The sequence below is a fragment of the Dietzia cinnamea NBRC 102147 genome, assembly GCF_001571065.1.
GTDB lineage: Bacteria > Actinomycetota > Actinomycetes > Mycobacteriales > Mycobacteriaceae > Dietzia > Dietzia cinnamea.
In genome coordinates, this window is sequence record NZ_BCSW01000002.1 from 47,859 (window position 1) to 73,796 (window position 25,938).

At 71.0% G+C, this 25,938-nt stretch carries 28 protein-coding genes; 16 read left to right on the forward strand and 12 right to left on the reverse strand.

The features are described from left to right. Window positions 1-9 precede the first annotated feature (9 nt). Complete coding sequence (locus DCI01S_RS01325) at window positions 10-786, forward strand: isocitrate lyase/PEP mutase family protein (RefSeq protein WP_061227616.1); 777 nt, start codon at window positions 10-12, stop codon at window positions 784-786. Window positions 787-844: 58 nt separating this feature from the next. Then, window positions 845-1,372, forward strand: a complete 528-nt coding sequence (locus tag DCI01S_RS01330; protein ID WP_061227617.1) for a DinB family protein — start codon at window positions 845-847, stop codon at window positions 1,370-1,372. Window positions 1,373-1,463: 91 nt separating this feature from the next. On the opposite strand, the gene DCI01S_RS01335 is transcribed toward DCI01S_RS01330, so the two are convergent. Further along, window positions 1,464-2,453, reverse strand: coding sequence for a pseudouridine synthase (locus DCI01S_RS01335; protein WP_061227618.1), 990 nt, complete (start codon window positions 2,451-2,453; stop codon window positions 1,464-1,466). Next, entirely contained in the window at window positions 2,450-2,626 is a 177-nt protein-coding gene (locus DCI01S_RS17095) for an HAD family hydrolase (RefSeq protein ID WP_156482525.1), read from the reverse strand. The genes DCI01S_RS01335 and DCI01S_RS17095 overlap by 4 nt, the downstream gene beginning before the upstream one ends. A gap of 110 nt (window positions 2,627-2,736) precedes the next feature. Between DCI01S_RS17095 and DCI01S_RS01340 the strand changes: the two genes are divergently transcribed. The 3 genes from DCI01S_RS01340 (at window position 2,737) to DCI01S_RS01355 (ending at window position 7,111) form a co-directional block, all read left to right on the forward strand. After that, window positions 2,737-3,672, forward strand: a complete 936-nt coding sequence (locus DCI01S_RS01340) for an endonuclease/exonuclease/phosphatase family protein (RefSeq protein ID WP_061227619.1) — start codon at window positions 2,737-2,739, stop codon at window positions 3,670-3,672. Then, window positions 3,669-5,567, forward strand: a complete 1,899-nt coding sequence (locus DCI01S_RS18115) for an LLM class oxidoreductase (RefSeq protein ID WP_311200969.1) — start codon at window positions 3,669-3,671, stop codon at window positions 5,565-5,567. Before DCI01S_RS01340 ends, DCI01S_RS18115 begins: the two co-directional genes overlap by 4 nt. A 152-nt stretch (window positions 5,568-5,719) precedes the next feature. Further along, window positions 5,720-7,111 carry a cryptochrome/photolyase family protein gene (locus DCI01S_RS01355; protein WP_198150714.1) on the forward strand — a complete coding sequence of 464 codons (1,392 nt, stop codon included), beginning with the start codon at window positions 5,720-5,722 and terminating at the stop codon, window positions 7,109-7,111. A gap of 47 nt (window positions 7,112-7,158) precedes the next feature. Here the strand turns inward: DCI01S_RS01355 and DCI01S_RS16625 are convergent, their stop codons facing one another. Further along, complete coding sequence (locus tag DCI01S_RS16625; protein ID WP_239550338.1) at window positions 7,159-7,320, reverse strand: sulfatase-like hydrolase/transferase; 162 nt, start codon at window positions 7,318-7,320, stop codon at window positions 7,159-7,161. Window positions 7,321-7,427: 107 nt separating this feature from the next. Between DCI01S_RS16625 and ilvD the strand changes: the two genes are divergently transcribed. Next, a complete protein-coding gene (gene ilvD, locus DCI01S_RS01360) occupies window positions 7,428-9,167 on the forward strand; it encodes a dihydroxy-acid dehydratase (RefSeq protein WP_232303018.1) in 1,740 nt (579 codons plus the stop codon). A 156-nt stretch (window positions 9,168-9,323) separates the two neighbouring features. On the opposite strand, the gene DCI01S_RS01365 is transcribed toward ilvD, so the two are convergent. Further along, window positions 9,324-10,010, reverse strand: coding sequence for a phosphate signaling complex PhoU family protein (locus DCI01S_RS01365; RefSeq protein WP_061227621.1), 687 nt, complete (start codon window positions 10,008-10,010; stop codon window positions 9,324-9,326). A 171-nt stretch (window positions 10,011-10,181) separates the two neighbouring features. Between DCI01S_RS01365 and DCI01S_RS01370 the strand changes: the two genes are divergently transcribed. Genes DCI01S_RS01370 through DCI01S_RS01390 form a run of 5 tightly spaced genes read left to right on the forward strand, consistent with a single transcriptional unit; the run spans window position 10,182 to window position 14,705 of the window. Continuing rightward, window positions 10,182-10,724, forward strand: a complete 543-nt coding sequence (locus DCI01S_RS01370; RefSeq protein ID WP_061227622.1) for a DUF4242 domain-containing protein — start codon at window positions 10,182-10,184, stop codon at window positions 10,722-10,724. Continuing rightward, entirely contained in the window at window positions 10,721-11,839 is a 1,119-nt protein-coding gene (locus DCI01S_RS01375; protein ID WP_007629771.1) for an acyl-CoA dehydrogenase family protein, read from the forward strand. Before DCI01S_RS01370 ends, DCI01S_RS01375 begins: the two co-directional genes overlap by 4 nt. A gap of 56 nt (window positions 11,840-11,895) precedes the next feature. Beyond that, window positions 11,896-12,582: an ABC transporter ATP-binding protein gene (locus DCI01S_RS01380; protein ID WP_050797162.1), complete on the forward strand. Its 687-nt coding sequence runs from the start codon at window positions 11,896-11,898 to the stop codon at window positions 12,580-12,582. An 11-nt stretch (window positions 12,583-12,593) separates the two neighbouring features. Continuing rightward, a complete protein-coding gene (locus tag DCI01S_RS01385; RefSeq protein WP_007629774.1) occupies window positions 12,594-13,781 on the forward strand; it encodes an ABC transporter substrate-binding protein in 1,188 nt (395 codons plus the stop codon). Further along, the gene (locus DCI01S_RS01390; RefSeq protein ID WP_311200406.1) at window positions 13,782-14,705 is read left to right on the forward strand and encodes an ABC transporter permease; all 924 of its coding nucleotides are present in this window, start codon (window positions 13,782-13,784) and stop codon (window positions 14,703-14,705) included. A 43-nt stretch (window positions 14,706-14,748) separates the two neighbouring features. Here DCI01S_RS01390 and DCI01S_RS01395 read toward each other — a convergent pair whose 3' ends face one another. From DCI01S_RS01395 to DCI01S_RS01405, 3 genes are all read right to left on the reverse strand, one after another. After that, entirely contained in the window at window positions 14,749-15,231 is a 483-nt protein-coding gene (locus DCI01S_RS01395; RefSeq protein ID WP_061227623.1) for a heme-binding beta-barrel domain-containing protein, read from the reverse strand. An 85-nt stretch (window positions 15,232-15,316) separates the two neighbouring features. Then, window positions 15,317-15,844 carry a DUF488 domain-containing protein gene (locus tag DCI01S_RS01400; RefSeq protein ID WP_061227624.1) on the reverse strand — a complete coding sequence of 176 codons (528 nt, stop codon included), beginning with the start codon at window positions 15,842-15,844 and terminating at the stop codon, window positions 15,317-15,319. Continuing rightward, complete coding sequence (locus DCI01S_RS01405) at window positions 15,844-16,860, reverse strand: DUF808 domain-containing protein (protein WP_061227625.1); 1,017 nt, start codon at window positions 16,858-16,860, stop codon at window positions 15,844-15,846. The genes DCI01S_RS01400 and DCI01S_RS01405 overlap by 1 nt, the downstream gene beginning before the upstream one ends. Window positions 16,861-17,049: 189 nt before the next feature. On the opposite strand from DCI01S_RS01405, the gene DCI01S_RS01410 reads away from it, so the two are divergent. Continuing rightward, complete coding sequence (locus tag DCI01S_RS01410) at window positions 17,050-17,802, forward strand: CPBP family intramembrane glutamic endopeptidase (RefSeq protein ID WP_061227682.1); 753 nt, start codon at window positions 17,050-17,052, stop codon at window positions 17,800-17,802. On the opposite strand, the gene DCI01S_RS01415 is transcribed toward DCI01S_RS01410, so the two are convergent. Both DCI01S_RS01415 and DCI01S_RS01420 read right to left on the reverse strand, forming a co-directional pair. Beyond that, complete coding sequence (locus DCI01S_RS01415; protein WP_232303017.1) at window positions 17,777-19,012, reverse strand: multidrug effflux MFS transporter; 1,236 nt, start codon at window positions 19,010-19,012, stop codon at window positions 17,777-17,779. The genes DCI01S_RS01410 and DCI01S_RS01415 overlap by 26 nt on opposite strands. Before the next feature lie 42 nt (window positions 19,013-19,054). Further along, complete coding sequence (locus DCI01S_RS01420) at window positions 19,055-19,576, reverse strand: LGFP repeat-containing protein (protein ID WP_007632510.1); 522 nt, start codon at window positions 19,574-19,576, stop codon at window positions 19,055-19,057. Between the two features lie 166 nt (window positions 19,577-19,742). Here DCI01S_RS01420 and DCI01S_RS01425 point away from each other — a divergent pair, with 166 nt between their 5' ends. Continuing rightward, window positions 19,743-20,063, forward strand: a complete 321-nt coding sequence (locus DCI01S_RS01425; RefSeq protein WP_007632512.1) for a VOC family protein — start codon at window positions 19,743-19,745, stop codon at window positions 20,061-20,063. 29 nt (window positions 20,064-20,092) lie between these two features. Here DCI01S_RS01425 and DCI01S_RS01430 read toward each other — a convergent pair whose 3' ends face one another. Genes DCI01S_RS01430 through DCI01S_RS01440 form a run of 3 tightly spaced genes read right to left on the reverse strand, consistent with a single transcriptional unit; the run spans window position 20,093 to window position 22,746 of the window. Beyond that, entirely contained in the window at window positions 20,093-21,790 is a 1,698-nt protein-coding gene (locus DCI01S_RS01430) for a fumarate hydratase (RefSeq protein ID WP_061227627.1), read from the reverse strand. Between the two features lie 54 nt (window positions 21,791-21,844). Next, the gene (locus tag DCI01S_RS01435; protein WP_232303016.1) at window positions 21,845-22,420 is read right to left on the reverse strand and encodes a protein-L-isoaspartate O-methyltransferase family protein; all 576 of its coding nucleotides are present in this window, start codon (window positions 22,418-22,420) and stop codon (window positions 21,845-21,847) included. A gap of 29 nt (window positions 22,421-22,449) precedes the next feature. Then, window positions 22,450-22,746 (reverse strand): hypothetical protein, encoded by a 297-nt coding sequence (locus DCI01S_RS01440; protein ID WP_007632519.1) that lies wholly within the window; start codon window positions 22,744-22,746, stop codon window positions 22,450-22,452. 196 nt (window positions 22,747-22,942) lie between these two features. On the opposite strand from DCI01S_RS01440, the gene DCI01S_RS01445 reads away from it, so the two are divergent. The 3 genes from DCI01S_RS01445 to DCI01S_RS01455 are packed head-to-tail and all read left to right on the forward strand — an operon-like array spanning window position 22,943 to window position 25,938. Next, complete coding sequence (locus tag DCI01S_RS01445; RefSeq protein ID WP_007632520.1) at window positions 22,943-23,854, forward strand: siderophore ABC transporter substrate-binding protein; 912 nt, start codon at window positions 22,943-22,945, stop codon at window positions 23,852-23,854. 19 nt (window positions 23,855-23,873) lie between these two features. Next, a complete protein-coding gene (locus DCI01S_RS01450) occupies window positions 23,874-24,896 on the forward strand; it encodes an ABC transporter permease (protein ID WP_007632521.1) in 1,023 nt (340 codons plus the stop codon). After that, window positions 24,889-25,938 carry an iron chelate uptake ABC transporter family permease subunit gene (locus DCI01S_RS01455; RefSeq protein ID WP_007632522.1) on the forward strand — a complete coding sequence of 350 codons (1,050 nt, stop codon included), beginning with the start codon at window positions 24,889-24,891 and terminating at the stop codon, window positions 25,936-25,938. Before DCI01S_RS01450 ends, DCI01S_RS01455 begins: the two co-directional genes overlap by 8 nt.

Consider the following 25,938-nt stretch of genomic DNA (forward strand, 5'->3'; position numbering starts at 1 on the left):
AGGATCGAGATGCCCGACGTACGTGCACGAGCAACCACGCTGGCCGAGCTCCACGAATCGGGTGAACTGACGGTCCTGCCGACCGTGTGGGACACCTGGAGCGCCCGGGTCGCCGCCGATGCCGGCTTCAAGGGACTGACGGTGGGCAGCCACCCCGTCGCCGACGCGATCGGCAGCGCGGACGGGGAGAAGATGGACTTCTCCGAGTACCTGCGCGTGGTCAAGCGGATCACGGACGCGGTGTCCGTTCCCGTCAGCGCGGACGTCGAGTCGGGCTACGGTCTCGACCCTGCCGAGTTGATCACCCGCCTGCTCGAGGCCGGGGCCGTCGGCGCGAACATCGAGGACGTCGTGCACCGCGAGGGCAAACGCGTCCGGGACCGTCAGGAGCACGCTGACTACATCGCCGCCGCTCGCCGCGCGGCTGATGACGCCGGGGTTCCCTTCGTCATCAACGGACGCACCGATGCCGTCAAGCTGGGAACGGACGTCTTCCCGGACCCGGTGGCGGAAGCCGAGGCCCGTATCGCGCTCATGGAAGATGCCGGAGCGCGATCGGTGTACCCGGTGGGCGTGACGACCGCCGATCAGCTGACGCGTCTCGTGCAGGCGGTGACGATCCCCCTCAACGCGACCGCCCATCCGGTGAAGGGACACGGCGCCGGCGACCTGGCGGCCCTGAAGAAACTCGGTGTGCGCCGGGTGTCCTTCGGCCCGCTCTGGCAGATGTGGCTCGCCGAGGCCTCCGCCGACCGGTTCGTCGACTGGCTCCCGGAGAACGGCTGACGTCGCCGACCGGGCCGATCAGGCCGCGGGCCCGCTGCCAGGGTGAGACGGTGGAGGCATGGACACCCCTCCCGAACCATCGCTGCCGGACACGAAAGACTGGACGACCGTTCTCGAGTCCGGCTGTGACGACTGTGGATACCGGCCTCACGACCCGGCTTTCACGAGCGACCGACTGGCTTCCGCCCGCGACCGGTGGCTCGCCGTCCTCCGGCGGACCGGGGTCGAGCGGCGACCGTCGCCGCGGGTGTGGTCGCCGCGGGAGTACGCGGGCCACTGCCGTGACCTCATCGAAGTCCTGGGGGACCGCATAGCGGCGATGCTCGACCGAGCCGAGCCGACCTACGACGATTTCGACGGCGAGGCGGCGGTCGTCGAGCACGGGTACTGGCGCAGCGACCCGGACGATCTCGCCCGCCGACTCGACGCCACCACCGCTCGGACGCTGAAGGTTCTCGACCGCGTCGGCCCCGCGGACCGGGACAGGACCGGTCGACGCGGCGACGGCTACGTCTTCACCGTCGCCTCTCTGTGCCAGTACATCGTGCACGACGTCGAACACCATCTGGGTGACGTCGACGGGTGAGAACGCGCGGTCCCTGTTTCCCGCCCCGGGGCCTCGCGGGCGGGCTCGCCGACCGGCCCGTGGTCGGCGCCCACGCCGTCGCCCAGCGGCGTCACGCACCTGACGTTCCAGCGGCGCCGCTGACGGGGGCGTGTGTGAGGGTCCGGCGCGTGGCGAACCGTCGGGGCTCGCCGGTGACTGGGTCGGTGAACCCGAGCTCGCGGGCGAGGAGTTGCAGCGGCAGGTCGGGGTCGTCGGGGGCCTCGGGCAGCAGGTCGGGGTAGCGCCGGTCGCCGAGGATGCCGATCCCCAGCGCGGCGAGGTGCACGCGCAGTTGGTGGAGCCGCCCCGTGCGGGGCCGGAGGAGAGTCTGGACGACGAGCCGCCCTGAGGCGCTGTGTCCGGTCCGGAGCACGTCGACGAGGGTCTCGGAATTGGGCGGTAGCCCGGGGTGGAGGGTGACGCGCAGCTCGCCGCGCCGCGACCGGATGTGCTCGCGGTGGGTCACGGGTGCCGGGCGGCCGGCGAGAAACGGCGCGGCCGGGTCCCACCCGGGCGGGCGCGCGGAGACGGCCTCGTAGACCTTGGTGACCTCTCTCCGCTCGAACATGGACTGGTAGGCGCCGCGGGTGTCGGCGCGGGCGGAGAACATGACCACCCCGGCGGTCTCGCGGTCGAGTCGGTGGATCGGCGTGATGTCGGCGTTGCCCAGGCGGGTGCGTAGCCGGACCAGTGCGGTCTCGCGGAGGAAGTGGCCGGAGGGGGTGGTGGGGAGGAAGTGCGGTTTGTCGACGACGACGAGGTGGTCGTCGCGGTGCAGGATCTCCTCCCGGTAGGGCAGGGTGGGCTCGTCGGGCAGGTCACGGTGGTACCAGACGAACTCGTGCGTGCCCAGCGGTGTGTCGTGGTCGATCGCCCGGCCGTCGGCGCCGACGATCTCGCCGGCGGAGATCCGGCGCCGCAGCTCGCGTGGGTCGAGGTGGTCGAACCTCGCCTCGATGTACTCGGCGATGCCCGCCCACGAGCCGTCGGCGGGGACTCGCAGGCGGGTGGGGCTGACGCCGTCCCGGACCGGTAGAGGCGGCGGTGCGGGCACGGTCACACGTCCTGTCCGGTGACCGTCCGCGCCGGCTGGAAGTCGTTGTCGAGACGGCTCGGGACGTACATGGTGTGCTCGGGCCCGACCCCGGCGCGGCGGACGACCGCGGAGAAGAACACCCGCGCGGCCGGCAGACACCCCACGCACTGCTGTCCGACCGGCGTGTGTTGATCCACGGGAGGATCGTGTCACGGTTGCGACCGGTCCGCAGCGGGCCGCGCGCCGAATAGGGTGGAGGTCGCCCGGCAGGAGCGATGCGGAGGCGAGAACGGTGTGGGGTGGGGAGATGGCGCAGCGCGAGGCCGGGTCGGACCCCGCCACCGAGCCGTCGGTGGGGGATCCGCCGCTGGTCGGCCCGGTGCCCGCGCCCGGCCTCCACGTCATGACGTGGAACATCCGGCGGCCGGTGCCCGCTGCGCTCACCCGGCCGGCGGACCGGTGGCATCACCGGGCGCCGCGCGTGCGGGCGCTTCTCACATCCGAGCGGCCGACCGTTCTGTGCGCGCAGGAGGTGGCCGCCCGACAATTCGCCACCGTGCTCGAGGCCCTCGGCCCGGGCTACGACCACGTCGGTCGTGGCCGCTCGGCGGGCGGCGGGGGAGAGGCGTGTCCGATCTTCTTCGACGCGACCCGTCTCGAGCTGCTGGGCTGGGAACAGTCCGCCCTGTCGGACACGCCTCACCGTGCCGGGTCGGTGTCCTGGGGCAACCTGTTCCCCCGGGTGATGGTCGAGGTGCACCTTCGCGACCGGGTCACCGGTCGCGACCTGCTGGTGGTCAACACACACCTCGACCCGCTGTCCGGCCGGTCCCGGCTGCGCTCCGCCCGTGCCCTCCTGGAGGTGGTGGCCGCACGGGGCCTGCCGGCCGTCGTGACGGGCGACTTCAACGCGGGCCCGTCGAGCCCGGCCGTGCGCACACTCCTCTCGGACGGGGTACTGGTGGACAGTTGGCGGGTCGCCCGCGCCCGGCACAGCGAGCAGTGGGGCACCTACGCCGACTACCGGCGGCCGCGACGGGACGGCGCCCGGATCGACTGGATCCTCGCCACTCCCGATCTCTCGGTCACCGACGCCGCGATCAACCCGCTCCGCCACGAGGGCGGGTGGCCCTCGGACCATCTGCCGGTGCACGTTGTGGTGCACCCGGCCGGTCCGGGCGATGAGGAGCACAGTGGGCCGCGAGACGAGACGCGAGGACAGGGAGGAGCCCGGCGGACGTGATCGACAACTTCCTGCGCCCCGCCGGGAGCGCATTCCAGACGGTGGCGGACGCCCTGCGCCTGCTCGGCGTCCTCAGCGTGGTCTCGGCCCTGCTGTTCCACGGGGTGACGGACGCCGCCATCGTGGCCTTCGCCCTACCCGGACACATGCTGCCCCGGTTCCTCGGCATGCGCGCGTGGGCGGACGTCGCCGTGTCGGCCACGCTGCTCGTGGCGGCGTGGAGCAACGTCGTGGACCTCTACCGAACCGTCTGGTGGTGGGACATCCCGATCCACTTCTTCCTGGCCGCCGCCCTGTCGGTGGTGGCGTACGTGTTCTGCGCACACCGCGGGATCGTGCGGGCGCCGGGTGCCCGCGGGTTCACCGTCACCGGCGCGGTCGTGCTCACCACGGCGTTCGGGCTCGCGCTGGGCGCGATGTGGGAGATGGTGGAGTGGTTCGGCTACGCCTACCTCGCAGACGAGATCTACGTGACCTACGAGGACACCGTCGGGGACTTGGCGGCGGGCGGACTCGGCGCGCTGCTCGCCGGCGTGCTCATGGCCCGTGGCCCAGAGTTGCTGCTCCCCGCGGCCACGCTGCCCGCCCGGCCGGCGCCCGCCTACGGCACAGGTAGGTCTCGGCCCGCCCGTCCCCGGAGCGAGCTGCACCGTTCGCGACGAGAGCCGGCCTCGTCGTCGTCGCCGTACCCACGCAGGCGCGAGGCGCGGCCCACACCACCATCGCGATCCGGAAGAGGGAGACGAGTTCGGTCGAGGAGGGCTCCGCGGCCGGGCCGGCAGGCGGTGGCGCCCGGCGTGGCGGCACCGGGTGACCATGGGCGTTCGGCCCGCCGTGCCGCCCGTGCCAAGGTGGAAGCCATGACCTCCTCGCCGTGCACCCGTTCCGACGGTGACCCCCGCGCCCTGCCGGGGTTCCGGCGCACCTTCGCGCCCGGCCGACTCACGCTCGGCCTCGGGTTCCCGATGCGGAGCCGGACCGACAGCGACGACGTCCACGACCCGGCGGCCCAGGTGCGCCTCGCCCGGGCCGCCGAAGCCGGCGGTTTCGCCGCCCTCTACGTCCGTGACATCCCGCTGCGCGTGCCGTCCTTCGGCGACGTCGGTCAGGTCTACGACCCGTGGATCTACCTCACCCACATCGCCGCCCACACCTCGCGGATCGCGCTGGGCACCGCGGGCATCGTCCTGCCGGTGCGGCACCCACTGCACGTGGCCAAGTCCGCGGCCAGCGTCGACCGGCTGTCGGGCGGACGGTTCCTGCTGGGATTGGCGTCCGGCGACAGGCCCGAGGAGTTCCGCGCGTTCGGCCTCGAGCAGGGCGAGCGCGGTGAGCGGTTCCGCGAGAACCTCCGCGTGATGACGCACGCCCTGACCACCGAGATGCGCGGGATCCGGTGGTCCGGCGGATGGATGCACAGCGCGGACGTGGTGCCCAAGCCCACCGCCGCGTCGGTTCCGGTCATCATGATCGGGTCGTGTCAACAGAGCGTGGCCTACCTCGCCGCGCACGGGGACGGGTGGATGACCTACCCGCGCGACTTCGACGCCCAGCGGCGCACCGCCGCACAGTGGAGGGACGCGGTGGCCGCCGCCGCGGCCGGCGGAGTCGGCGACGTGAACGACGACGCCGACAGGGTCGACGGGGAGGTGTTCAAACCCTTCGCGCAGTCGCTGCAGATCGACCTCTCGCAGGACCCGGACGAGTCAGCCTCCCCGATCACCTTCGGCTTCCGGATCGGCCGGCGCAGGCTGGTCGACCACCTCGAGGACCTGAGGGGGATCGGGGTCAACCACGTGCAACTGGGTCTGGGGGCCTGCCGTCGCCCGGTCGGCGAGGTGATCGCCGAGCTGGCCGAGTACGTGGTGCCCCACTTCCCGGCCCACGCGCACTAGGGTCGCCGGACTCACCGGAGCGGCTCCCGTGCGCGTTCCCGCGGCCGAGCGTCTGGCTGCCCGGCGAGGGCCGCACTTCTGCCAGACTCGATGATCACGGCGACGGATCCCGGTCGATCCGCCGCGAGCGCCGACGAGGAGGCCCCGTGGGGATCTCGATTCTGTGGTTCCGCCGCGACCTGCGACTGTCCGACCATCCGGCGCTGCTCGCGGCAGTGGAGGCGGGGGATGAGGTGCTGCCCGTCTTCGTCCGCGACCCCGGCCTGCTGTCCCGGGCCGGCGCGCGAGCCGACAGACTGGCGGCGTCGGTCGCGGCGCTGTCGGCTGACACCGGGGGAGCGCTGGTCGTGCGAACCGGCGATCCAGCCCACGTCATCCCCGGGCTGGCCGCGCTCACCGGTGCCCGCGAGGTGCACGTCAGCCGTGAGTCCACGCCCTACGGACGGCGCCGGGACGCACGGGTGGGGGCCGCGCTCGAGGCCGACGGCCGCCGGCTGGTCGAGACGGGGTCGCCCTACGCCGTCGGGCCCGGCCGCGTTCTCAACGGCAGCGGCCGTCCGTACCAGGTGTTCACCCCGTTCTCACGCGCGTGGCGCGAACACGGGTGGCCCGCGCCCGGACAGCGGCCCCGGGACGTCCCCTGGGCGGCGGTGCCCTCCGGGGGGCTCCCCGGAGTCGACGGTGACGGCTGGGGACGCGGCACGGCGGGTGGCGTGGTTCGCGGTGCGGCCGGAGACGCGGGGGAGGCCGCGGCCCTCGCCCGGTGGCGAGCCTTTCTCGAGGATGACCTCGAGCACTACGGACAGCAGCGCGATCGCCCCGATCTGGACACCACGAGCCGCCTGTCCGCGCCGCTGAAGTACGGCGAGATCCACCCGCGCACGATCCTCACCGACCTCGCGGCGCACCCCGCCGCCGACGGCGAGGGGGCCCGCCGCTTCGTCACCGAACTCGCGTGGCGGGAGTTCTACGCCGACGTCCTGTGGCACCAGCCCCGGTCCGCCTGGCGAGACCTGCGTGACGCCCTCGCCGGGATGCCGTACGACCGGGGTCCCGAGGTGGACGACCTCGTCGAGGTCTGGCGACGGGGCCGGACGGGCTTCCCGTTCGTCGACGCGGGCATGCGTCAGCTCCTCGCGCAGGGGTGGATGCACAACCGCGTCCGGATGGTCACCGCGAGTTTCCTGATCAAGGACCTGCACGTGTGGTGGCCGGTCGGCGCCCGGCACTTCCTCGACCACCTGCTCGACGGCGACCTCGCCTCCAACAACCACGGATGGCAGTGGGTGGCCGGCACGGGGACGGACGCCTCCCCGTTCTTCCGCGTCTTCAACCCGGTCACCCAGGGGCAGCGCTTCGACCCGGACGGTGACTACATCCGTCGGTGGGTCCCGGAGTTGCGGCATCTACCCGGGGCGGCCGCGCACGAGCCCTGGCGGTGGCCCGACGGCCACGATCACGGGTACCCGGAACGGATCGTGGATCACGCCGAGGAGCGGCTCGAGGCGTTACGCCGGTACGACCTCGTCAGGAACGGCTCCTGATGATCAGGCGGGTTGCGGGCGGCGGTCAGTCTGCCACGTGCAGCAGCTCAGTTTCTCCCAGGGGGGAACAGGCCGACGTGCCACTCGCCGGCGAAAGGGGTGCGGTATCCCGCGTCACGCAGGAGTTCCGCTACGGTCGGCACCGGGTGGTCGAGGTATCCCTCGTAGCCCGGCTGCATGTACTGGTTCAGCTCATGCAGCGGCTGCATCACGCCGAGGCCCGCGGGTGTGGAATCCCCGGCCCGATCGGTGGTCTGTCGGGCCGCGGCGGAGGGGCCGACCGCGCAGCTGGGCCGACAATGCCTAGGCTGTGCGCATGAGCTCCGGAACCGACATGCCTCGCCCAGGACACGCGGCCACCGGCCGCGAGGTCGACATCAAGCCCCGAAGCCGCGACGTCACCGACGGGCTCGAGAAGACCGCCGCCCGCGGGATGCTCCGCGCGGTGGGTATGGGCGACGACGACTGGGTCAAGCCGCAGATCGGTGTGGCCTCCTCATGGAACGAGATCACCCCGTGCAACCTCTCGCTCGACCGGCTGGCCAAGGCCGTCAAGGACGGGACTCACGCCGGAGGCGGTTACCCGCTGGAGTTCGGCACCATCTCGGTGTCCGACGGCATCTCGATGGGCCACGAGGGGATGCACTTCTCGCTGGTCTCGCGTGAGGTGATCGCCGACAGCGTCGAGACCGTCATGAGCGCCGAGCGGCTCGACGGCTCTGTGCTGCTCGCCGGCTGCGACAAGTCCCTGCCCGGCATGCTCATGGCCGCTGCGCGGCTGGATCTGGCGAGCGTGTTTCTCTATGCCGGGTCCACCCTTCCCGGCTTCGCCAAGCTCTCCGACGGAACGGAGAAGCAGGTCACGATCATCGACGCCTTCGAGGCCGTCGGGGCCTGCTCGCGCGGTCTCATGAGCCGGGAGGACGTCGACACGATCGAGCGGTCCATCTGCCCGGGCGAGGGCGCGTGCGGCGGTATGTACACCGCCAACACGATGGCGAGCGCCGCCGAGGCGCTGGGTATGTCCCTGCCGGGCAGCGCGTCGCCGCCGGCCCCGGACCGCCGGCGCGACGACTACGCCAAGGCGAGCGGCGAGGCCGTGGTCGAGCTGCTGCGGAAGGGCATCACCGCGCGCGACATCATGACCAAGGAGGCATTCGAGAACGCGATCGCAGTCGTCATGGCCTTCGGTGGGTCCACCAACGCGGTCCTACACCTGCTCGCGATCGCCAGCGAGGCCGAGGTCGAACTGACCCTCGACGACTTCGCTCGCATCGGCGCCACGGTGCCGCATCTGGCCGACGTCAAGCCGTTCGGTGCCCACGTCATGACCGACGTGGACAAGATCGGTGGCGTCCCCGTGGTCATGCGGGCGCTGCTGGACGCCGGGCTGCTCCACGGTGACTGCCTCACCGTCACCGGCCGCACCGTGGCCGAGAATCTCGCCGACATCGCTCCGCCGGACCCGGACGGCAAGGTGCTCCGAGCTATGTCCGAGCCGATCCACCCGACCGGCGGGATCACGATCCTGCGCGGGTCGCTCGCCCCCGAGGGTGCGGTGGTCAAGTCCGCCGGTTTCGACTCCGACGTCTTCGAGGGCACCGCGCGCGTCTTCGAGCGCGAACGCGCTGCCATGGATGCTCTCGAGGACGGGACCATCACGGCGGGCGATGTCGTCGTGATCCGCTACGAGGGTCCCAAGGGCGGCCCCGGCATGCGTGAGATGCTCGCCATCACCGGTGCGATCAAGGGCGCCGGCCTGGGCAAGGACGTCCTGCTCATGACCGACGGGCGCTTCTCGGGTGGCACCACCGGGCTGTGCGTCGGCCACATCGCCCCGGAGGCCGTGGACGGTGGACCGATCGCGTTCGTGAAGGACGGCGACCGGATCCGACTGGACGTCTCGCAGGGGACCCTCGAGCTGCTGGTGGACGAGTCCGAACTGCGGTCCCGGCGCGAGGGGTGGGAGCCCCTGCCGCCGCGCTACACCCGCGGCGTCCTCGCCAAGTACTCGAAGTTGGTGCAGTCCGCCTCGACGGGCGCCATCTGCCGCTGAGGCCGGCCGCGCGGAACGCCGCGCCGCCCGCTGACGCGCGGGCGGCGGTCAGCCTCGCCTGACCGGGGGAGCGTCTCCGGACAGGGAGGCCGGCGTCATCGAGATCCGCGAGGAGGATCCGGTGATCTGGCCCGGTATCGCCGCGGTCGGTGCGGGTCAGTCGAGGACGGTGCCGTCGTCGAGGTGGGAGAGCGAGCCGCCGTCAGGGCGCTCCCCGGTGGCGAGGTAGACGATGCGGTTGGCGATGCTCACGGTGTGGTCGGCGAAACGCTCGTAGTACCGCGCCAGCAACGCCAGGTCGACCGCGCTGACCGACCCGTGCGGCCAGTCCTCCGACGAGATCTCCTTCATGAGGTCGGCGTGGAGTTGGTCTACGGCGTCGTCGTCGTCGTTGAGAGTCCGCGCCTTGTCGGCGTCGTGGTCGCTGAGCAGGGTCGTGAGCTGTCGGGCCATCACGCCGTCGCGGCGGGCCATCTCGCGGATGAGGGGGACGACGGGCTCGGGAACGACCGGGTGCGGATGCCGACGTCGGGCCACTCGTGCGATGTGGCCGGCGAGCGCGGACATCCGTGTGAAGTGTTCGACGATGTAGATGCCCGAGACCACCTGGCGGAGGTCACCGGCGACAGGCGCCTCGAGTAGGAGGAGCTCGAAGGCGTGCTGCTCGCTCACCTCACGGAGGTCCTCCAGTTCGGCGGCGCCGTCGATCACCTCTGTGGCGGCGACCTCGTCAGCGTCGAGCAGGGCGGCGGTGGCGCGCTCGAGCAACCGGGTGTTCGTCTCACAGAAGCGGATCAGCTGGTCCTCGAACTCGTCGAGCTTGGATCGGAAAACAGTACGCATGACACCACTGTAGTTGCGCGGTCGGGGCTCCGGCTCTCCGTTCTCCCAGTGTTCACCGCGCCGCCCTCCGGAAAGGGGGAGCCCGCCCGGGAATAGTTAGACAGAACTGTCTGTTCTCTCTACCGTGGGGCCAGACGACGAGACGACGCCCCGGGAAAGGAACACCCCCCAATGACCCTCTTCCTCTACGAGATCACCCCCTCGGCGGAGCAGCAGACCGACCCCTCCGCGCTGATCGATTCCATCGCCTCGACCCTCGCGGGCTCCGGCGCCGAGGTCATCGAGACCCAGGTGACCAAGGGCGCCTCCCGCGTCTTCACCATCATCGAGCTCCCCGACGACGAGAACGGTGCCTGCGCCTTCGAGGCACCCGCCCTGGACGCGTCCGCGATCGGTGCGGCCGAGGTCACCGAGCCCGCGCAGGTGCGTCTCGTGGGCACCGACCTCGAGACCATCAAGGCGGCCCGTCCCGAGGCCGGCTACCTGGTCGAGTGGGACATCCCAGCCGAGATCGACATGGACACCTACCTCACGCGCAAGAAGGAGAAGTCCCCGAAGTACGCGGAGATCCCCGAGGTCTCCTTCCTGCGCACCTACGTCCGTGAGGACACGGACAAGTGCCTGTGCTTCTACAACGCCCCGGACACCGACGCCGTCGTCCGCGCGCGTGAGATCGTGTCCACCCCCATCTCGCGTCTGCACGAGCTGGCATGAGCGACTCCGCGACCGACACCATCACCCACGACCTCGGGGCTCCCAGGGCCCGGCTCGCCGCCGGTGAGTTCGGCAGTGTCGACGTGGCGGGTCTCGTCGCGGTGATCGACTCCGTCGCCGCACGCGCCTCCGCGCTGGACCGGAACGAGGCGGATCTGCGTCAGGACATCGCCGCACTCGCCGACCTCGGCCTCTTCGACGTGGACCGCACGCCGGTCTCCGCCGCCGCCGCGGTCATCGAGGCGGTGGCCACGGAGAGCCTGGCCGTCGCGTTCGCAGCGTGGGCGCAGCGGATGACCGCCGCCTACCTGCGGCACTCGGCCGACCGCTCCGACGCGGCGGCCCGGACCTACCGGGCCGTCGCGGACGGCGGCCGCCCCGGCGTCACCGGGATGGCCGCAGCCCAGCGGCAGGTAGTCGGCCTCGGCAACGTCCCGATCTCCGCGACGAAGGTCGACGGTGGTTACCGGATCGACGGACCGATCGCGTGGGCGTCCAACGTGTACCCGGACAGCACGATCGTTCTCGCGGCCAACACCGAGGACGGGCGCAGCCTGGTCGTCACCTTCGACGCCTCCGCGCCCGGCGTGGAGATCCGCAATGCTCCGGACCTCCTGGCACTCAACGCGACCGCCTCCATGATGATCGGTCTGGACAGCGTGATCGTCCCCGACGAGCAGGTGCTCGGCGAGGATCTCGCCGACTTCCTGTCCGGCGTGCGCCCCCAGTTCCTGGTCCTCCAGGCCGCGTTCTGCTCGGGCGTCGCCGCCCGGTCTCTGACCGAGGCCGAGGGGCGGCTCGAAGGACTCGGTGCCTTCTACTCGGACGAGCACGCCGACCTCGCTGCTCGTCATGCGCATATGCACTCCGAACTGCACCGACTCGGTGCGGCACCGCACGAGGCGTCGCTGAAGGATCTTCTGCTCCTGCGACTCGACGGGGCTGAGATCGCGCCGGCGGCGACCCGGCTCGAGGCCGTCCTCTGCGGGGGGATGGGGTACGCCCAGACGGCCCCTGCGAACCGTCGGATGAGGGAGGCGGCGTTCCTTCCCGTGCAGTCGCCCTCCCAGTCTCAGCTGCGGTGGGAGCTCGACCGGCTCGGGGTCGCGCCGTGACGGCCGGAGTGCTCGAGAAGCCCGTGGCCGTCAGCGTCACGGGCCTCCAGCACCGGTTGCCCGGTGGTCGGCCGTTGTTCACCGACCTCGATCTGCAGGTCCGGTCCGGTGAGTCGCTCGTCCTCCTCGGCCCGTCCGGCGTCGGTAAGTCCACTCTCCTCCGGCTCCTGGCGGGGCTGGAGGAACCGGCCGGCGGCGAACTCCGTGTCGGTTCGGGCAGCATCGGCGGCGGTGGCCACTCCTATGCCGTGGTCTTCCAGAAGCCGCTGCTGTACCCGTGGCTCACGGTGCGGGAGAACGTGGCGCTGGGCGGCCGGTTCCGTGCACTGCGGGGCCGCGTCGACGCGCGTCACGTCGATGATCTTCTCGACCACTTCGGTATCGCCGAGCTCGCCGACTCCCGCCCCGATCAGATCTCGGGCGGGCAGGCGCAGCGGGTCGCGGTCGTCCGTGCCGCGGCGACGCGCCCGGAGATCCTCCTGCTCGACGAGCCGTTCAGCGCACTCGACCCGGTCACCCGGGCTGATTCGCAGCGGTGGCTCGTCGGTGTGACGGCCGACCTCGGGGTCACCTCGGTGATGGTGACGCATGACGTGGACGAGGCACTGGTCGTGGGCTCTCGCATCGCGCTGCTCGGCTCATCGGGCCGCGTGCAGCAGGAGTGGACGAACCCCTCTCACGGCACCACCGACTCGGATCCGGCCCTGCGAGAGAGCATTCTCGCCGCCTACCGGACCGCCTGACCGTCGCGGCGATGTCTGATTCTGCCGGGGCCAGGGGCCCCCTTCTCGACCGGCGGGCTCTGCTCAGGGCCGGAGGTGCCCTCGCCGTCGGGGCCGGTGCCCTCGGGGGCGCCGCCTCGCTCGGCTCGCTGGTCACGGCGGCGACGGCGTCGCGGGGCGCGGCCACCGACGACCTCCGGATCGGCTACCTGCCGATCACCGACGCGGCCCCCCTGCTCGTCGCGCACGGTGACGGATACTTCGAGCGGCAGCGGCTCATCGTCGGTCGGCCGGTGCTGTTCCGGTCCTGGTCGTCGCTCATGGAAGCGTTCCTCACCCGCCAGGTGGACCTCATCCACCTGCTCATGCCCTCGGCCGTCCAGCTCCGGTACGTGATCGGCGCGGACGTCAAGGTGGTGAGTTGGAACCACACCGGCGGCGGGGCCATCACGGTGGCCCCGGACGTGACGGAGATCGGCCAACTCGCCGGCACCCAGGTGGCGATCCCCGGTTGGTGGTCGATCCACAACATCTTGCTGCAGCGGGTCCTACGCGCGCACGGTCTCACTCCCGTGGCGCGACGGGCCCCGAGCCGGCCGGAGGACACCGTCGAACTCGTCGTCATGGGGCCGTCCGACATGATCCCGGCGCTCGCCACCGGCTCCATCTCGGCCTTCACCGTCGCCGACCCGTTCAACGCCGGTGCGGTCGCGCAGGGCGTCGGCTCGCTGCACATGCTGCTCGATCAGGTGTGGCGGGATCACGCCTGCTGCGTCACGGTCGTGCACCGGGAGCTGATCGACAACCGACCGGACACCGTCCAGGCTCTCGTCGACGCCGCCGTCGCGGCGCAGCTCGGGATCACCGCGGATCGCTCCGCGGCCGCCGCGATCCTGTCCGGAAAGGGCTATCTGCCGCAGCCGCCCAAAGCGGTCGACGTGGCCATGACCGGCACAGTTCCCGACCCCGACGGCGGACCCGCGCGCAACCGGATCGACTTCCACCCGTATCCGTTCCCCAGTTTCACCGCCGAGCTGGTGAGGCAGATGCGGACGACGGTCGTCGACGGGGAGACCCGCTTCCTCGACGGCCTCGACCCCGCGGGCGTACATGGCGAACTCGTCGACGACGGGTTCGTCCGCACCGCGATCGCCCGCCACGGCGGGCCCGCCGCCCTCGGTCTCCCCGCCTCGCTGACCCGACACGAACGGCTGATCTAGATGACACGCACCGACTCCACGCCGGATCCGGGCACCGACCCGGTGGCGGCCGACCCGATGATCGCCGGGCCCGGAGCCCCCGAGCTCGGCGCCGCCAGCGCCGCCGCGGACCGGGGATCGGACGAGCGCGCGACCCCGAGCGTTCGCCGGGGTCGTCGCGGTGTCGGCGCAGGGGGGCTCGCCGCTCGCTGGGGAGCCGGCCTGGTGGGCCTTCTCCTGGGGCTCGCGGTCTGGGCTCTTCTCACCTCCGGCCTCGTCACCGATGACCCGGTGATCGGAGGCATGTCCCCGGCGGAGACGTGGTCCGGTTTCGGCGACCTGCTCGACCGTGGGGTGTTGCTCTCCGATGCCGCGGTCAGTCTGTACCGCCTGGTAGCCGGGCTCGCGGTGGCCGCTCTGCTCGGTGTCCCACTCGGGCTGTGGCTCGGCCTACGTCGGCGCGCCGAGGCGGTCGCGGGCCCGCTCGTCCAGTTCCTCCGGATGATCTCGCCGTTGTCGTGGGCGCCTGTCGCGATCGCCGTCTTCGGGATCGGCAACGAGCCGGTGATCTTCCTCGTCGCCGCGGCGGCGATCTGGCCGATCATGCTCTCCACCTCGTCCGGCGTCCACGCGATGGACCCGGGTTATCTCGACGTGGCCCGCACGATGGGCGCCAGCGGGTGGGAGCGACTGACGCGGGTCGTCATCCCGGCGGTGAGACCGGCGATCCTCGGCGGTATCCGGCTCGCCCTGGGCACGGCGTGGATCGTGTTGGTGCCCGCGGAGATGCTCGGAGTTCGGTCGGGGCTGGGTTATCAGATCCTCAACGCCCGCGATCAGCTGGCCTACGACCAGGTCATGGCCGTGATCCTGGTCATCGGCGTGCTGGGGTTCGCGCTGGACTCGCTGTCCCGGCTCATCCTGCGGGAGCGCACCGCGCGCTGACGCGCGGCCCCGGCGGTGGCCGGTGCAGGTGCGGGCGCAGGGCTCATACCCGGCGCAACTCCGAGCGCAGGTGGTGCGTGAGGGGTACACCCACGGCGGCCATCGCGAATGTCGTCACCATCCGGTCGCCGACGATCTCGTATCGGCGACTGGTGGTGACGACCTCCTTGGCGGTGGCACTGCCCACGACGCGCGAGTCGAATTCCAACACGACGGTGTCGGCCTCTGCGACGACCGTGCCTTCACACAGCTCGGTCTGCCCGGTGGGCTGGGCGAGGACGAACTCGGCCACGCCGTCGCGGGGCGCTCGGAGGAACCCTGTCTCGGTGTGCATGGGCGAGCCGTTCGGTGCCCACGTCCGCTGGGTGTAGTGCAGGAAGGGTTTCCCGACATCCGTGAACGTGAGCTCCTCGGTGTAGGAGAAGTCGTCGATCGTCGGGTACGTCCCCGCGCCGTTCCCCTTCCAGGAGCCGAGGAGTGCCGCCAGGGGCGTGAGGTTCGGGGCGAGCGTCGATGCGGGATCCATGGCCGAGAGACTAGGCCACGGCCGGGCACGCGGCGGTCTCCGGCGCCGGGTTCGTAGCGATCGCCGGGTTCGCGGCGACAGCTGATCAACCGTCCCAGACCGGGTTACCGTCCTCGTCGAGCCGCAGGCCCTCGCTCGGCGTGTGCTCGGTGATCGAGCCGGAGTGCATCAGGTGCCCCACCGGCAGCTCGTGGACGGTCGCCACCACGTCAGCGACAATTCTCCGGTGGCAGCGCCACCACACCGATTCCGAGCACATCACCGCGACCCGCCGCTCGTGCGCGTCCGCCACGACGCGGGCGAGGGCCTCGCGAAAGGCGGGGTCGCGGGTCCAGGCGCTGTACGCCCGGAACGCCTCCACGCGCCACCATGTGTCGGGCGACCGCCGTCGTTGTTCGGCATCGAGGTGTCGGCGCCCGCCGAGGGCCTCCTCCCAGCGGTAGTCGATGCCGGCCTCCCCGACGATCTCGGGAACGGCGCCCTTGGCCGCCGCCTCGTTGGCACGGCTACCGGGGAACCTCCGGATGTCCACGAGGAGCTCGACCCCGGCGCCGCGGAGCAGGCGGGCTAGTTCGTCGCGGTCGAGTCGGCCGTGTCCGACGGTGAGGAGCATCAGCGATCGGTCTCCCGTCCCGTCCCCTCGGTCGCCCGCGGGTCGCCGCCGCCGGCAACGCCGCCGCCGCGAGGCGCATCGCGGTGTCCGTCACCGGATCCCCGCCGGGGGATCAGGTGCATGACCGCGACGATCACCGCACCCACGGCGAGGCCGAAGACGAGGGCGCACGCCGTGTCGACCAGCCATCCGAGTACGGCGCCCACGCCGGCGACGCCGGCCGCGGGCTCCGCCAGGACGTGCACGAGGTCGTACGGCGCGGTCACACCGAGCTCGCCGAGGCCCACGAGAAGGATGTGTCCGCCGACCCACAGCATCGCGAGCATGCCGACGAACGAGATCACCTCGAGTACGGTCGGCATCGCCTTGACCAGGTTGCGGCCGAACCGTTGGATGCCGGGGGAGTCCTTGGCCGCGAGGTGCAGCCCGATGTCGTCCATCTTCACGATCATCGCGACGACACCGTAGACGAGCGCCGTGATCGCCAGGCCCACCACCACGAGGATGACCCCCCGCGACCAGAACGACTCGGACGCGACCTCGTTGAGGGCGATCACCATGATCTCGGCGCTGAGGATGAAGTCGGTGGTCACCGCGCTGCGCACCATCCGCGCTTCGGCCTCGGGGCCCTTCTCCACGACGGGCGCGGCCTCCTCGTGGTGTCCCGAGACACGTTCCCACACCTTCTCGGCGCCCTCGTAGCAGAGGTAGAGGCCGCCGAGCATGAGGATCGGGGTGAGGAGCCACGGGACGAACTGGCTGAGCAGGAGCGCGAAGACGATGATGATCGCCTTGTTGCCCAGCGATCCGAGCGCGATCTTGCGGATGATGGGCAGTTCGCGCGACGGATCGACGTCGCGCACGTACTGGGGCGTGACGGCGGTGTCGTCGACCACGACTCCGGCGGCCTTGACGCTGGCCCGTCCCGCGGCGGCCGCGACATCGTCGGCGCTGGCGGCGGCCATGCGTGCGAGTACAGCGACGTCGTCGAGCAGGGCGGCGAGTCCACCGGCCATGGAAGACCTCATTTCGGGCGGGCGGGCATGACCCCGCGGACGGGTCCGACCGCGAGGCCGGGTCGTCCCAGGGTAACGCTCAGTCCCGGGGCGTCGAGGACCCAGCGCAGCGTGGGGGTCGCGGGCGTCGTAGCGGTGCCCGCGGTGACCGGTGCCCACGACCGTGCGGCGCGAGGTATCGTCGGGACGATGTCACCGCACGACCGCATCATGTACGACCGCGTCCCGTTCGACCGCTCTCGCCTCCGGGGGGTGGTCGGGGTCGTCGGGGTGCTGGGGACGTTGGTGGCCATCAACCTCACCGCGAATCTGGCGGGGCTGCCGTACCGCGACTGGATCGTTCCGTTGGCCGTGCTCGTGATGGTCGTGGTGGTCAAGGTGCGCGGCATGCAGTGGGCCGAGTTGGGCCTGTCCCTGCGGCACATGCCGCGCGGACTGGCGTACGGCCTCGCCGCGACCGTGGCCGTGGCCGCGGTGGTGACGGCCGGGTGTCTGATCCCGGCGACCAGCCCGTTCTTCCTCTCCGAGCGCTACTCGGACCTGCGGATGGCGGTGTTCTCGGCGCTCGTGCTCATCCCGCTGATGACCGTCCTGCCGGAGGAGTTCGCGTTCCGGGGCGTCCTGCAGGGTGCCCTCGAGCGCACCTTCGGCACCACCGGGGTCTTCGTGATCGGCTCACTGGCGTTCGGTCTGTGGCACGTCACGTCGTCGTTGGGCCTGACGGCCGGCAACGCCGGGCTGGCCGAGGTCCTGGGAACGGGGCCGGTCGGTCAGCTGGCCGGGATAGGCCTGGCGGTGACCGCGACGTCCGTGGCGGGCGCGGGATTCATCTGGATCCGCCGCCGCAGCCGGAGCCTGCTCGCACCGATCGGCCTGCACTGGGCGTTCAACGCCGTCGGCGCGCTGGCGGCGGCGCTCACGTGGCGCGCCCTGGCCGGCTGAGAATCGCCCACGCGGCCACCACGGCGATCGTCGCGCATGTGCCCATCACCGCGAGCATGGGGACGGCCGAGTGCGGTCCGGCGAGCCCGGTCAGTGGCGAGACCACCGCGGCCAGGCTGAACTGGGCGGCGCCGAGCAGTGCCGACCCGGCGCCGGAGTTGCCGCCGGTGGCCTGCATGGCCAGGGCCACCGCGTTGGGCAGGACCGTGCCGATCGACAGAGTGAGCACGATGAACCCGACCGTGACCGGCGCCAGCGAGAGGGTGCCGGCGGGGGAGAGGGTGACGACGACGACGAGGAACACGATCGCCACGACCATGCCCACCACCCCGGTGCCCATGAGCTTCTCCGGTGCGAACCTGCCCACCAGCCGCGCGCCCGCGAGGTTCGACACGAGGATGCCCAGTGCGTTGACGGTGAAGGCGATCGCGTAGGCGGTGGGCGACAGGCCCACCATGTCCTGGTAGATGAACGGGCTGGCCGAGATGTAGGCGAACAGGACGCCGAAGGTGAACACGAACACCGACACACGGGCGGCGAACGGCCCGTGCGTGGCCACGGCCCGCATGCCGGAGAGGGCCGCGCGCACGCCGCCGGCGCGACGGTCCGCGGCCGGCAACGACTCGGGCACGGCCACGGCCACGCCGACGGCCGTGACGGCGGCCAGTGCGGCGAGCAACCAGAACACGCCCCGCCAGCCGCCGAAGGGCACCACCGCGCCGCCGACGAGCGGGGCGATCACCGGGGCGACGGACTGGATGGCCATGAGCGTCGCGAACGCCTTGGCCACCCCGTCGCCCCGGCCCACGTCGACGATCACGGCCTTGGCCAGCACGACGCCGGCGGCGCCGAAGAAGCCCTGGGCCACCCTCCCGGCCAGCAGCACCCAGATCGCGGGGGCGAGTGCGCAGACGACGGCCGCGAGTGCGGTGCCGATCGCGCCCGCCAGGAGGAGGGTCCGGCGGCCCGTCCGGTCCGAGATCGGGCCGATCACCAGCTGGCCCAGCGCCAGCGACACCATGAACGCCGTGAGTGTGAGTTGCGCGGTCGAGGCGGTGACCCCGAACTCGTCGACGATCAGCGGCAGCGCCGGCAGGTAGGTGTCGGTGGCGAAGGGGCCGATCGCCCCGGTGAACGCCAGCGCGACGAGCATCGTGGCCGGGACGCCGCCGGCGGTCGGGGGAGGTGTCGGGGAGGGGGCGGACGTCACGACTGGACGATATCGGCGCCGTGAGCGCCGGGCCCGCCCGGGTCAGTCGGTCTCGACCTCCGCGACCCCGTCGAGGTAGGTGATGACGCCTCCCTCGAACGTGGAGATCCAGCCGCCGTCCGTGGTCGCCTCGTCCGCCGTGGGGAAGCCGAGATCGCCCGCCGGGCCGCCCGCCTCGCGGTAGGCGGCGAGGATCTCGCCCTGGACGACGAATGGGCGGCCCCGGGGAGTCAGGACGATCGCACCCCGTTCGAAATCGACGACCGAACCACCCTCCACCTCCGTAGCGGGCCCCGTCACCCGGCCGAGCATGCCCTGCTCGCCACCGAGTTCCTCCCAGCGCTGTGCCACCGCCGCCGGGATGTCGACCGGGGAGCCCGCGGACCCGGGTACGGGGGTGGAGCTCGTCGTCGTCGCCGTCTCCGCCGTCGTCACCGCGGTCGGTGACGCCGGCGCGGCGGAGTCCCCACCGGTGGGGCCGTCGGCGGACGAGCAGGCCACCAGGGTGGCGCCGGTGACCGCGGCCAGGGCCAGAGGGGCGAGGATACGCGTGATCCTGTCCATGGCGCCGATCCTAGTCGCCCGTGCCGTAGTGGGACCGTGGCCGAAACCGCAACGCCGAACGGCTTTCCCGGCTGAGGCGCACCGGCGCACACTGAAGGGCACCGCCGGGGCCCCGCGTCTCCGGCACCGCGGAGGGGAACACGATGGCCCAGATGAGCACCTGCCTGTGGTTCGCCACCGAAGCGCAGGAGGCCGCCGAGTTCTCACGCCTCCGGAGTACACGGACGCGGTATCCCTCGAGATCCGGTGCGACACCCAGAAGGAACTGGACCACTACTGGAACCGACTCCTCGCCGGCGGCGGTCGGGAGGTCCAGTGCGGCTGGCTCATCGACCGATACGGGGTCCGTTGGCAGGTCACCCCGCACATGCTCTACGACCTGGCCCGCGGCGACGACCCCGAGGCGGCGCGACGCGCGTTCACCGCGATGATGAGCATGGTCAAGCTCGACGTCGCCACTCTCGAGGCCGCCGCCCGCGGGGACTGAGCTGCGCGGACGACGGCCGGGAGGACGGATCAGAGCCCGGGGCGCTTGCCGATCGTCAGCGTGACCTCACCGGTGTGGGCGAAGAAGTCCTCGCCCTTGTCGTCGACCACGATGAACGCGGGGAAGTCCTCGACCTCGATCTTCCACACCGCCTCCATGCCGAGTTCCTCGTACTCGATGATCTCGACGTGCTTGATGCAGTCCTGCGCCAGGCGAGCGGCCGGGCCGCCGATCGAGCCCAGGTAGAAGCCGCCGTACGTCGCGCACGCGTCGGTGACCTGCTTGGAGCGGTTGCCCTTGGCCAGCATGACCATCGAGCCGCCGGCGGCCTGGAACTGCTCGACGTAGGAGTCCATCCGTCCGGCCGTCGTGGGGCCGAAGGACCCCGACGGCATGCCCTCCGGCGTCTTGGCCGGACCCGCGTAATACACGGGGTGGTCCTTGAGGTACTGCGGCATCTCCTCGCCCGCGTCCAGGCGCTCCTTGATCTTGGAGTGCGCGATGTCGCGCGCCACGACCAGCGGACCGGTCAGCGAGAGCCGCGTCTTGACCGGGTGCTTGCTCAGCTCGGCCAGGATCTCCGGCATCGGCCGGTTGAGATCGATCCTCACCGCCGCGCCCTTGCCCGTGCCGGACACGCCGTCGGTCGCGGCGTCGAGCTCCGCGTCGGTGGTGGCCGGCAGGTACTGCCCCGGGTTGAACTCGAGCTGCTCGAGGAACACGCCCTCCGGGGTGATCTTGGCCTTGGCCTGACGGTCGGCGGAGCAGGACACGGCGATCGCGACGGGCAGCGAGGCCCCGTGTCGGGGCAGCCGGACCACGCGCACGTCGTGGCAGAAGTACTTGCCGCCGAACTGTGCGCCGATGCCGATCTGCTGGGTGAGCTCGAAGACCTTCTCCTCGAGATCCGTGTCGCGGAATCCACGACCGGTCATCGCGCCCTCGCGGGGCAGCTCGTCGAGGTAGTGCGCGGAGGCCAGCTTGGCGGTCTTGAGCGCGAACTCCGCCGACGTGCCGCCCACGACGATCGCGAGGTGATATGGCGGGCACGCGGCGGTGCCGAGGGAGCGGATCTTCTCCTCGATGAACTGCATCATCCGCTCGGGGTTCAGGATCGCCTTGGTCTCCTGGTACAGGAACGACTTGTTGGCCGACCCGCCGCCCTTGGCCATGAAGAGGAACTTGTAAGCGCATCCGGATCCGGGCGTGGTGTTGGCGCCGATCTCGATCTGCGCGGGCAGGTTGGAACCGGTGTTCTTCTCGTCCCACATGGTGAGGGGCGCGTTCTGCGAGTAGCGCAGGTTGAGCCGGGTGAACGCGTCGTAGACGCCGCGGGCGACCGCCTCCTCGTCCGGGCCGGGGGTCAGCACATGCTGGCCGCGTTCACCCTTGACGATGGCCGTGCCGGTGTCCTGGCACATGGGCAGCACGCCGCCGGCGGCGATGTTGGCGTTCTTCAGCAGGTCCAGCGCGACGAACTTGTCGTTGTCACTGGCCTCGGGGTCGTCGAGGATCTTGGCGACCTGCGCGAGATGGTCACTACGGAGGTAGTGGGAGATATCGTGCATCGCCGTCTCGGTGAGCAGGCGGATGGCCTCGGGGTCCACCTTGAGGAACGTCATGCCGTCGGGGCCCTGCACTGTCGAGACGCCCTCGGTGGTGAGAAGGCGGTACTCGGTGGTGTCCTCCCCGACGGGAAGAAGGTCCTCGTAGAGGAAGTCGGCCATCGACGGCTCCTGGGTGTGCAGGTGGATGATCTGCGTCCCAGGATAGTTGCCGGATCATGCTGGTCGGAATCGGGTGTGGATCAAGGGCACGAACCGGTAACCGCCGTGCTCGCTGATCTCGAGGTCGGCGCCCGATCGCCGCACCCGGTGCATCCGGTTCGCCCACGGCGCGACCATGATCCCGTTCTCGCCGAGCTGGCCGACGAGCTCGCGGGGGAGGTCGTCGGCCATCGCGGAGACGAGGATGCGGTCGAACGGCGCGTGCCCGGGGAGGCCGAGTGCCCCCGGTTCGGCGTGGTGGACATGGACCCACGGTTGGTCGATCGCCTCGCGGGAACTTTCCACCAGCTCCGGGACGAGTTCGACGGCGCGGACCTCCGAGTCCGGCCCGCCGAGCTCGCCGAGGATCGCGGAAGTCCATCCGCTACCGGACCCCACGTCGAGCGCCCGCATACCGGGGAACGGCTCGAGGAGGGTCAGCATGTCCGCCACGGTGGACGGTTGCGAGTTGGTCTGCCCGTACCCGATCGGCAGCGGAGCGTCGAGGGCGTGGTCTCCGACGACCTCCGGCGGGAGGAAGCGACGGCGGTCCTGGGCGCGCATCGCCGCCGCGATATCCGGGACGCTCACGGCGACACCCCCGCGGTCGGTCGCTTCGGTCAGGCCTCGCCGAGGACCCGGGTCTCGCCGTCCGGGTCGAGCTCGTCGATCTCGTCGCGGGGCTCTGGCGAGACCCCCTCGTCCTCCGGCTCCGGGCTGTCGACGTCCGGACGCTCGGCCGCGAGCTTGTCGTCGAGGTCGTGGTTCTCCTCGATCGGCTTCCACGTCTCCGGCGGGTCGACGGTCAGGTCCTCGTTGTCCGTGGTGATGACGTCGGCGTCGAGACCCTCGCTACCGTCGAGCGTGTTCTCGTCGTAGTCACCGTCGGTGTCCTGGTCGTACTGTCGTTCGGTCATGACTCTGATTGTCCTGAATCCGGGGCCTTCCCGCATCCGGTCTCCTCGATGCCGCCGGGCGGGACGCACCACGGTCGCAGGGTTCGAGGAAGAGGCGTGGTGCGTGTTAAGTGAGGCAAGCCATACTTTCAACTTGCCTATCGATGATTCGTGCGGTTAAGGTGAGGCTAACCTTCCGAACTATCCCTGGAGTGACATGAAGCGATTCCCCAAGATCGCCGCCGCAACGGCAGCGATCGCGTTGACCGGTGGCGCGCTCACTGCGTGCGGCAGCTCGGACGCACAGTCCGCCGGCGCCGAGGGGGAGGGACCGACCCGGGTGGTGCTCACGAGTCACGCGGCGGCCGACACCCTGGATGCGCTCGACCTGGAGGATCGGGTCATCGGTCTGGTGAAGACCGGAGTCTTCCCGGCGGCGTTGGACGTGTACGCGGGAGACGAGTACACGGACATCGGCAGCCTCAAGGAGCCGAAGATGGACGTCATCGCCGAACTGGGACCCGACCTGATCCTGTTCGGTAACCGCACCCGGGAGATGGAGCCGGAGTTCGCGAAGATCTCCGACCAGGTGATCGCCGGAGATCCGGACACATCCGACACGATCGCGTCGAACCGCGCCAAGGTCGAGGAGATCGCGGCGCTGTTCGGAGCCGAGGACAAGGCTGTCGATGAGCTCGCCGAGATCGACGAGATGGTGGCCGAGACCCGGGCCAAGGCGGAGGGGGCGGGCACGGCCCTCGTCCTGATGACGTCCGGCGGCAAGGTGACCGGGTACGGACCGGGCTCGCGCTTCGATCTGATCTTCAACGAGCTCGGGATGTCGCCTGCAGGTGAACTCGAGGCGGAGGGCAGCCACGGTGCCCCGCTCAGCTGGGAGCAGATCGCCGAGCTGAATCCCGACCACGTCTTCGTCATCGATCGGGACGCGGCGATCGGTGCCGAGGGTGAGGCCGCCGCGGCCCTGCTCGACAACCCGCTCTTCAACCGGACCTCGGCTGCGGTCAACGACAACGTCCACTTCCTGGACGGCCAGAACTGGTACCTCGTCGGGGGCGGGCTCGGCGTCCTCGAGTCGATGATCGACGAGATCGACTCCGCCGTCTCCTGACGGTAGGCAGCCACCGCAGATGACGACGACCCTGGCCGAGCGCCGACCGCAGCGTTACTCGCTGTGGCCGGCGCTCGGCGTCGCCGCGCTCGTGATCTCGCTCGTGGCGAGCGTGTTCGTCGGCGCAGCGGACATCACCGTGTGGGACGCCCTCACGGGTGGACTCACCGAAGCGCACCGTGTGTACCTCGTCGAGGCCCGCCTCCCGCGTACCGCTGCTGCCGCCCTCGCGGGGGCGTCGCTGGCGATCGCGGGTCTGCTCATGCAACTGCTCACCCGAAACCGGTTCGTCGAGCCGTCGACCGCCGGAACCGTCGAGTCCGCCGGGCTCGGCCTGGTGGTGGTGGCGATCATCGCGCCGGGTGCACCGATCGTTGCCAAGATGCTCGTGGCCATGGTGTTCGCCCTCGCCGGGACCGCCCTCTTCCTCGCCTGCATCCGGCGGGTACCGGTGTCGGATTCGTTCGTTGTCCCACTCATCGGCATCATGCTCGGGTCCGTGATCGGTGCCGTCGCGGCTTTCCTGGCCCTGTCCCGCGATCTGCTCCAGATGCTCAACTCGTGGATGCTCGCCGACTTCTCCGCGGTCCTGGCGGGGCGGTACGAATTGCTGTGGCTGGTGGGAGTGCTCGGCGTCCTCGCCTACGTCGCCGCGGACCGATTCACTGTCGCGGGTCTGGGCGAGGACGTTTCGACCGGCCTCGGACTCGACCACAAGACCGTGGTCGGCGCCGGGATGGCCATCGTGGCCGCGGTCGCGGCGGTCGTGGTGGTCACCGTCGGCGCACTTCCGCTGCTCGGGCTCGTCGTGCCCAACGTGGTCTCCCGCCTGGTGGGCGACGACGCCCGCCGTGGCCTGCCGCTCGTCGCGCTTCTCGGTGCGGTCACGGTCCTGGTCTGCGACATGGTGGGTAGGTCGCTCCCCGGGTTGTTCGCCGGTGGTGCCCCCGGCGCCGGCGAGGTACCCGTGGGCACGATAGTCGGGATCCTCGGCGGCGCCGTGTTCCTCGCCATGATGCTGCGGGGGGTGCGCAATGCCTGAGAACGCCATCCTCGTCGCGCCGCCGAACAGTCTGTCCCGGGGACGGACCCGGGCCGAGGCCGACCACCGGCGACGGTGGATCGTGACGCTCGTGTGCGCCGCACTGGCCGTCGTGGCCCTCGTGGCCCTCGTGCTCTCCGGCCTACCGGGCACCGTCGGCTCCAAGGCGTGGACCTACTCTCTCGACCGCCTATCGCGTCACGCCGTGGCGATCGTCCTGGTCTCGGTCGCGGTCGGGGTCTCGACGGTGCTCTTCCAGACCGTCACCGGCAACCGGATCCTCACGCCGGCACTGATGGGATTCGACTCGCTCTACCTGCTCATCCAGACGATGCTTGTGTTCTTCATGATCCCGCGCGACGCGGCGGTGATCGGGGGACTGACGAGCGGTGGTCTGGCGGGGTTCCTCGGCCAGACCGCGATCATGGTGGTCGCGTCGACGTCGTTGTACCTGTGGCTTCTCGGGGGCCGCAAGACCGACATCCACCTCCTGCTTCTGGTGGGCGTGGTGTTCGGGGTCTTCTTCCGCTCGGCGTCCACGTTCTTCCAGCGTCTGCTGGACCCGGCGGCCTACCTTCAGGTCCAGGACGCGATGTTCGCGAGCTTCCGCGGGGTTCAACTCGACGTGCTCGCGGCCTGCGGGGCCATCGTGGTGGCGGGCGTCATCGTCGTGGCGGTCCTCGGTCGCCGGCTCGACGTGATGCTTCTGGGGCGCGACCCCGCCGTCGCGCTCGGCGTGAACCACCGACGGGTCACGATCGTGGTCCTCGTGGTGGTCTCCTTCCTCGTCTCGGCGTCCACCGCCCTGATCGGTCCCGTGATGTTCTTCGGGCTCATCGTCGCCAACGCGGCGTACGCGCTACTCGGCACCACACTGCACCGGTACACCCTGCCGGTGGCCTCTCTGCTGGGTGTGATCGCCCTGGCGGGCGGCGAGATGGCCCTCGGCGCTCTCGGCGTCGAGTCCGCGCTGAGCATCGTCATCGAGTTCGCCGGTGGTCTCCTGTTCCTGTTCCTGCTCCTGACCAACCGCGCACGCTGA

What these genes read in the sequence shown, in the direction of transcription:
- DCI01S_RS01325 (WP_061227616.1), top strand. Translation starts at nt 10, where the DNA reads ATGCCCGACGTACGTGCACGAGCAACCACGCTGGCCGAGCTCCACGAA.
- DCI01S_RS01330 (WP_061227617.1), top strand. Translation starts at nt 845, where the DNA reads ATGGACACCCCTCCCGAACCATCGCTGCCGGACACGAAAGACTGGACG.
- DCI01S_RS01340 (WP_061227619.1), top strand. Translation starts at nt 2,737, where the DNA reads ATGGCGCAGCGCGAGGCCGGGTCGGACCCCGCCACCGAGCCGTCGGTG.
- DCI01S_RS16625 (WP_239550338.1), bottom strand. Translation starts at nt 7,320, where the DNA reads ATGCAGCCGCTGCATGAGCTGAACCAGTACATGCAGCCGGGCTACGAG.
- ilvD (WP_232303018.1), top strand. Translation starts at nt 7,428, where the DNA reads ATGAGCTCCGGAACCGACATGCCTCGCCCAGGACACGCGGCCACCGGC.
- DCI01S_RS01365 (WP_061227621.1), bottom strand. Translation starts at nt 10,010, where the DNA reads ATGCGTACTGTTTTCCGATCCAAGCTCGACGAGTTCGAGGACCAGCTG.
- DCI01S_RS01370 (WP_061227622.1), top strand. Translation starts at nt 10,182, where the DNA reads ATGACCCTCTTCCTCTACGAGATCACCCCCTCGGCGGAGCAGCAGACC.
- DCI01S_RS01375 (WP_007629771.1), top strand. Translation starts at nt 10,721, where the DNA reads ATGAGCGACTCCGCGACCGACACCATCACCCACGACCTCGGGGCTCCC.
- DCI01S_RS01385 (WP_007629774.1), top strand. Translation starts at nt 12,594, where the DNA reads ATGTCTGATTCTGCCGGGGCCAGGGGCCCCCTTCTCGACCGGCGGGCT.
- DCI01S_RS01390 (WP_311200406.1), top strand. Translation starts at nt 13,782, where the DNA reads ATGACACGCACCGACTCCACGCCGGATCCGGGCACCGACCCGGTGGCG.
- DCI01S_RS01395 (WP_061227623.1), bottom strand. Translation starts at nt 15,231, where the DNA reads ATGGATCCCGCATCGACGCTCGCCCCGAACCTCACGCCCCTGGCGGCA.
- DCI01S_RS01400 (WP_061227624.1), bottom strand. Translation starts at nt 15,844, where the DNA reads ATGCTCCTCACCGTCGGACACGGCCGACTCGACCGCGACGAACTAGCC.
- DCI01S_RS01405 (WP_061227625.1), bottom strand. Translation starts at nt 16,860, where the DNA reads ATGGCCGGTGGACTCGCCGCCCTGCTCGACGACGTCGCTGTACTCGCA.
- DCI01S_RS01410 (WP_061227682.1), top strand. Translation starts at nt 17,050, where the DNA reads ATGTCACCGCACGACCGCATCATGTACGACCGCGTCCCGTTCGACCGC.
- DCI01S_RS01420 (WP_007632510.1), bottom strand. Translation starts at nt 19,576, where the DNA reads ATGGACAGGATCACGCGTATCCTCGCCCCTCTGGCCCTGGCCGCGGTC.
- DCI01S_RS01430 (WP_061227627.1), bottom strand. Translation starts at nt 21,790, where the DNA reads ATGGCCGACTTCCTCTACGAGGACCTTCTTCCCGTCGGGGAGGACACC.
- DCI01S_RS01440 (WP_007632519.1), bottom strand. Translation starts at nt 22,746, where the DNA reads ATGACCGAACGACAGTACGACCAGGACACCGACGGTGACTACGACGAG.
- DCI01S_RS01445 (WP_007632520.1), top strand. Translation starts at nt 22,943, where the DNA reads ATGAAGCGATTCCCCAAGATCGCCGCCGCAACGGCAGCGATCGCGTTG.
- DCI01S_RS01450 (WP_007632521.1), top strand. Translation starts at nt 23,874, where the DNA reads ATGACGACGACCCTGGCCGAGCGCCGACCGCAGCGTTACTCGCTGTGG.
- DCI01S_RS01455 (WP_007632522.1), top strand. Translation starts at nt 24,889, where the DNA reads ATGCCTGAGAACGCCATCCTCGTCGCGCCGCCGAACAGTCTGTCCCGG.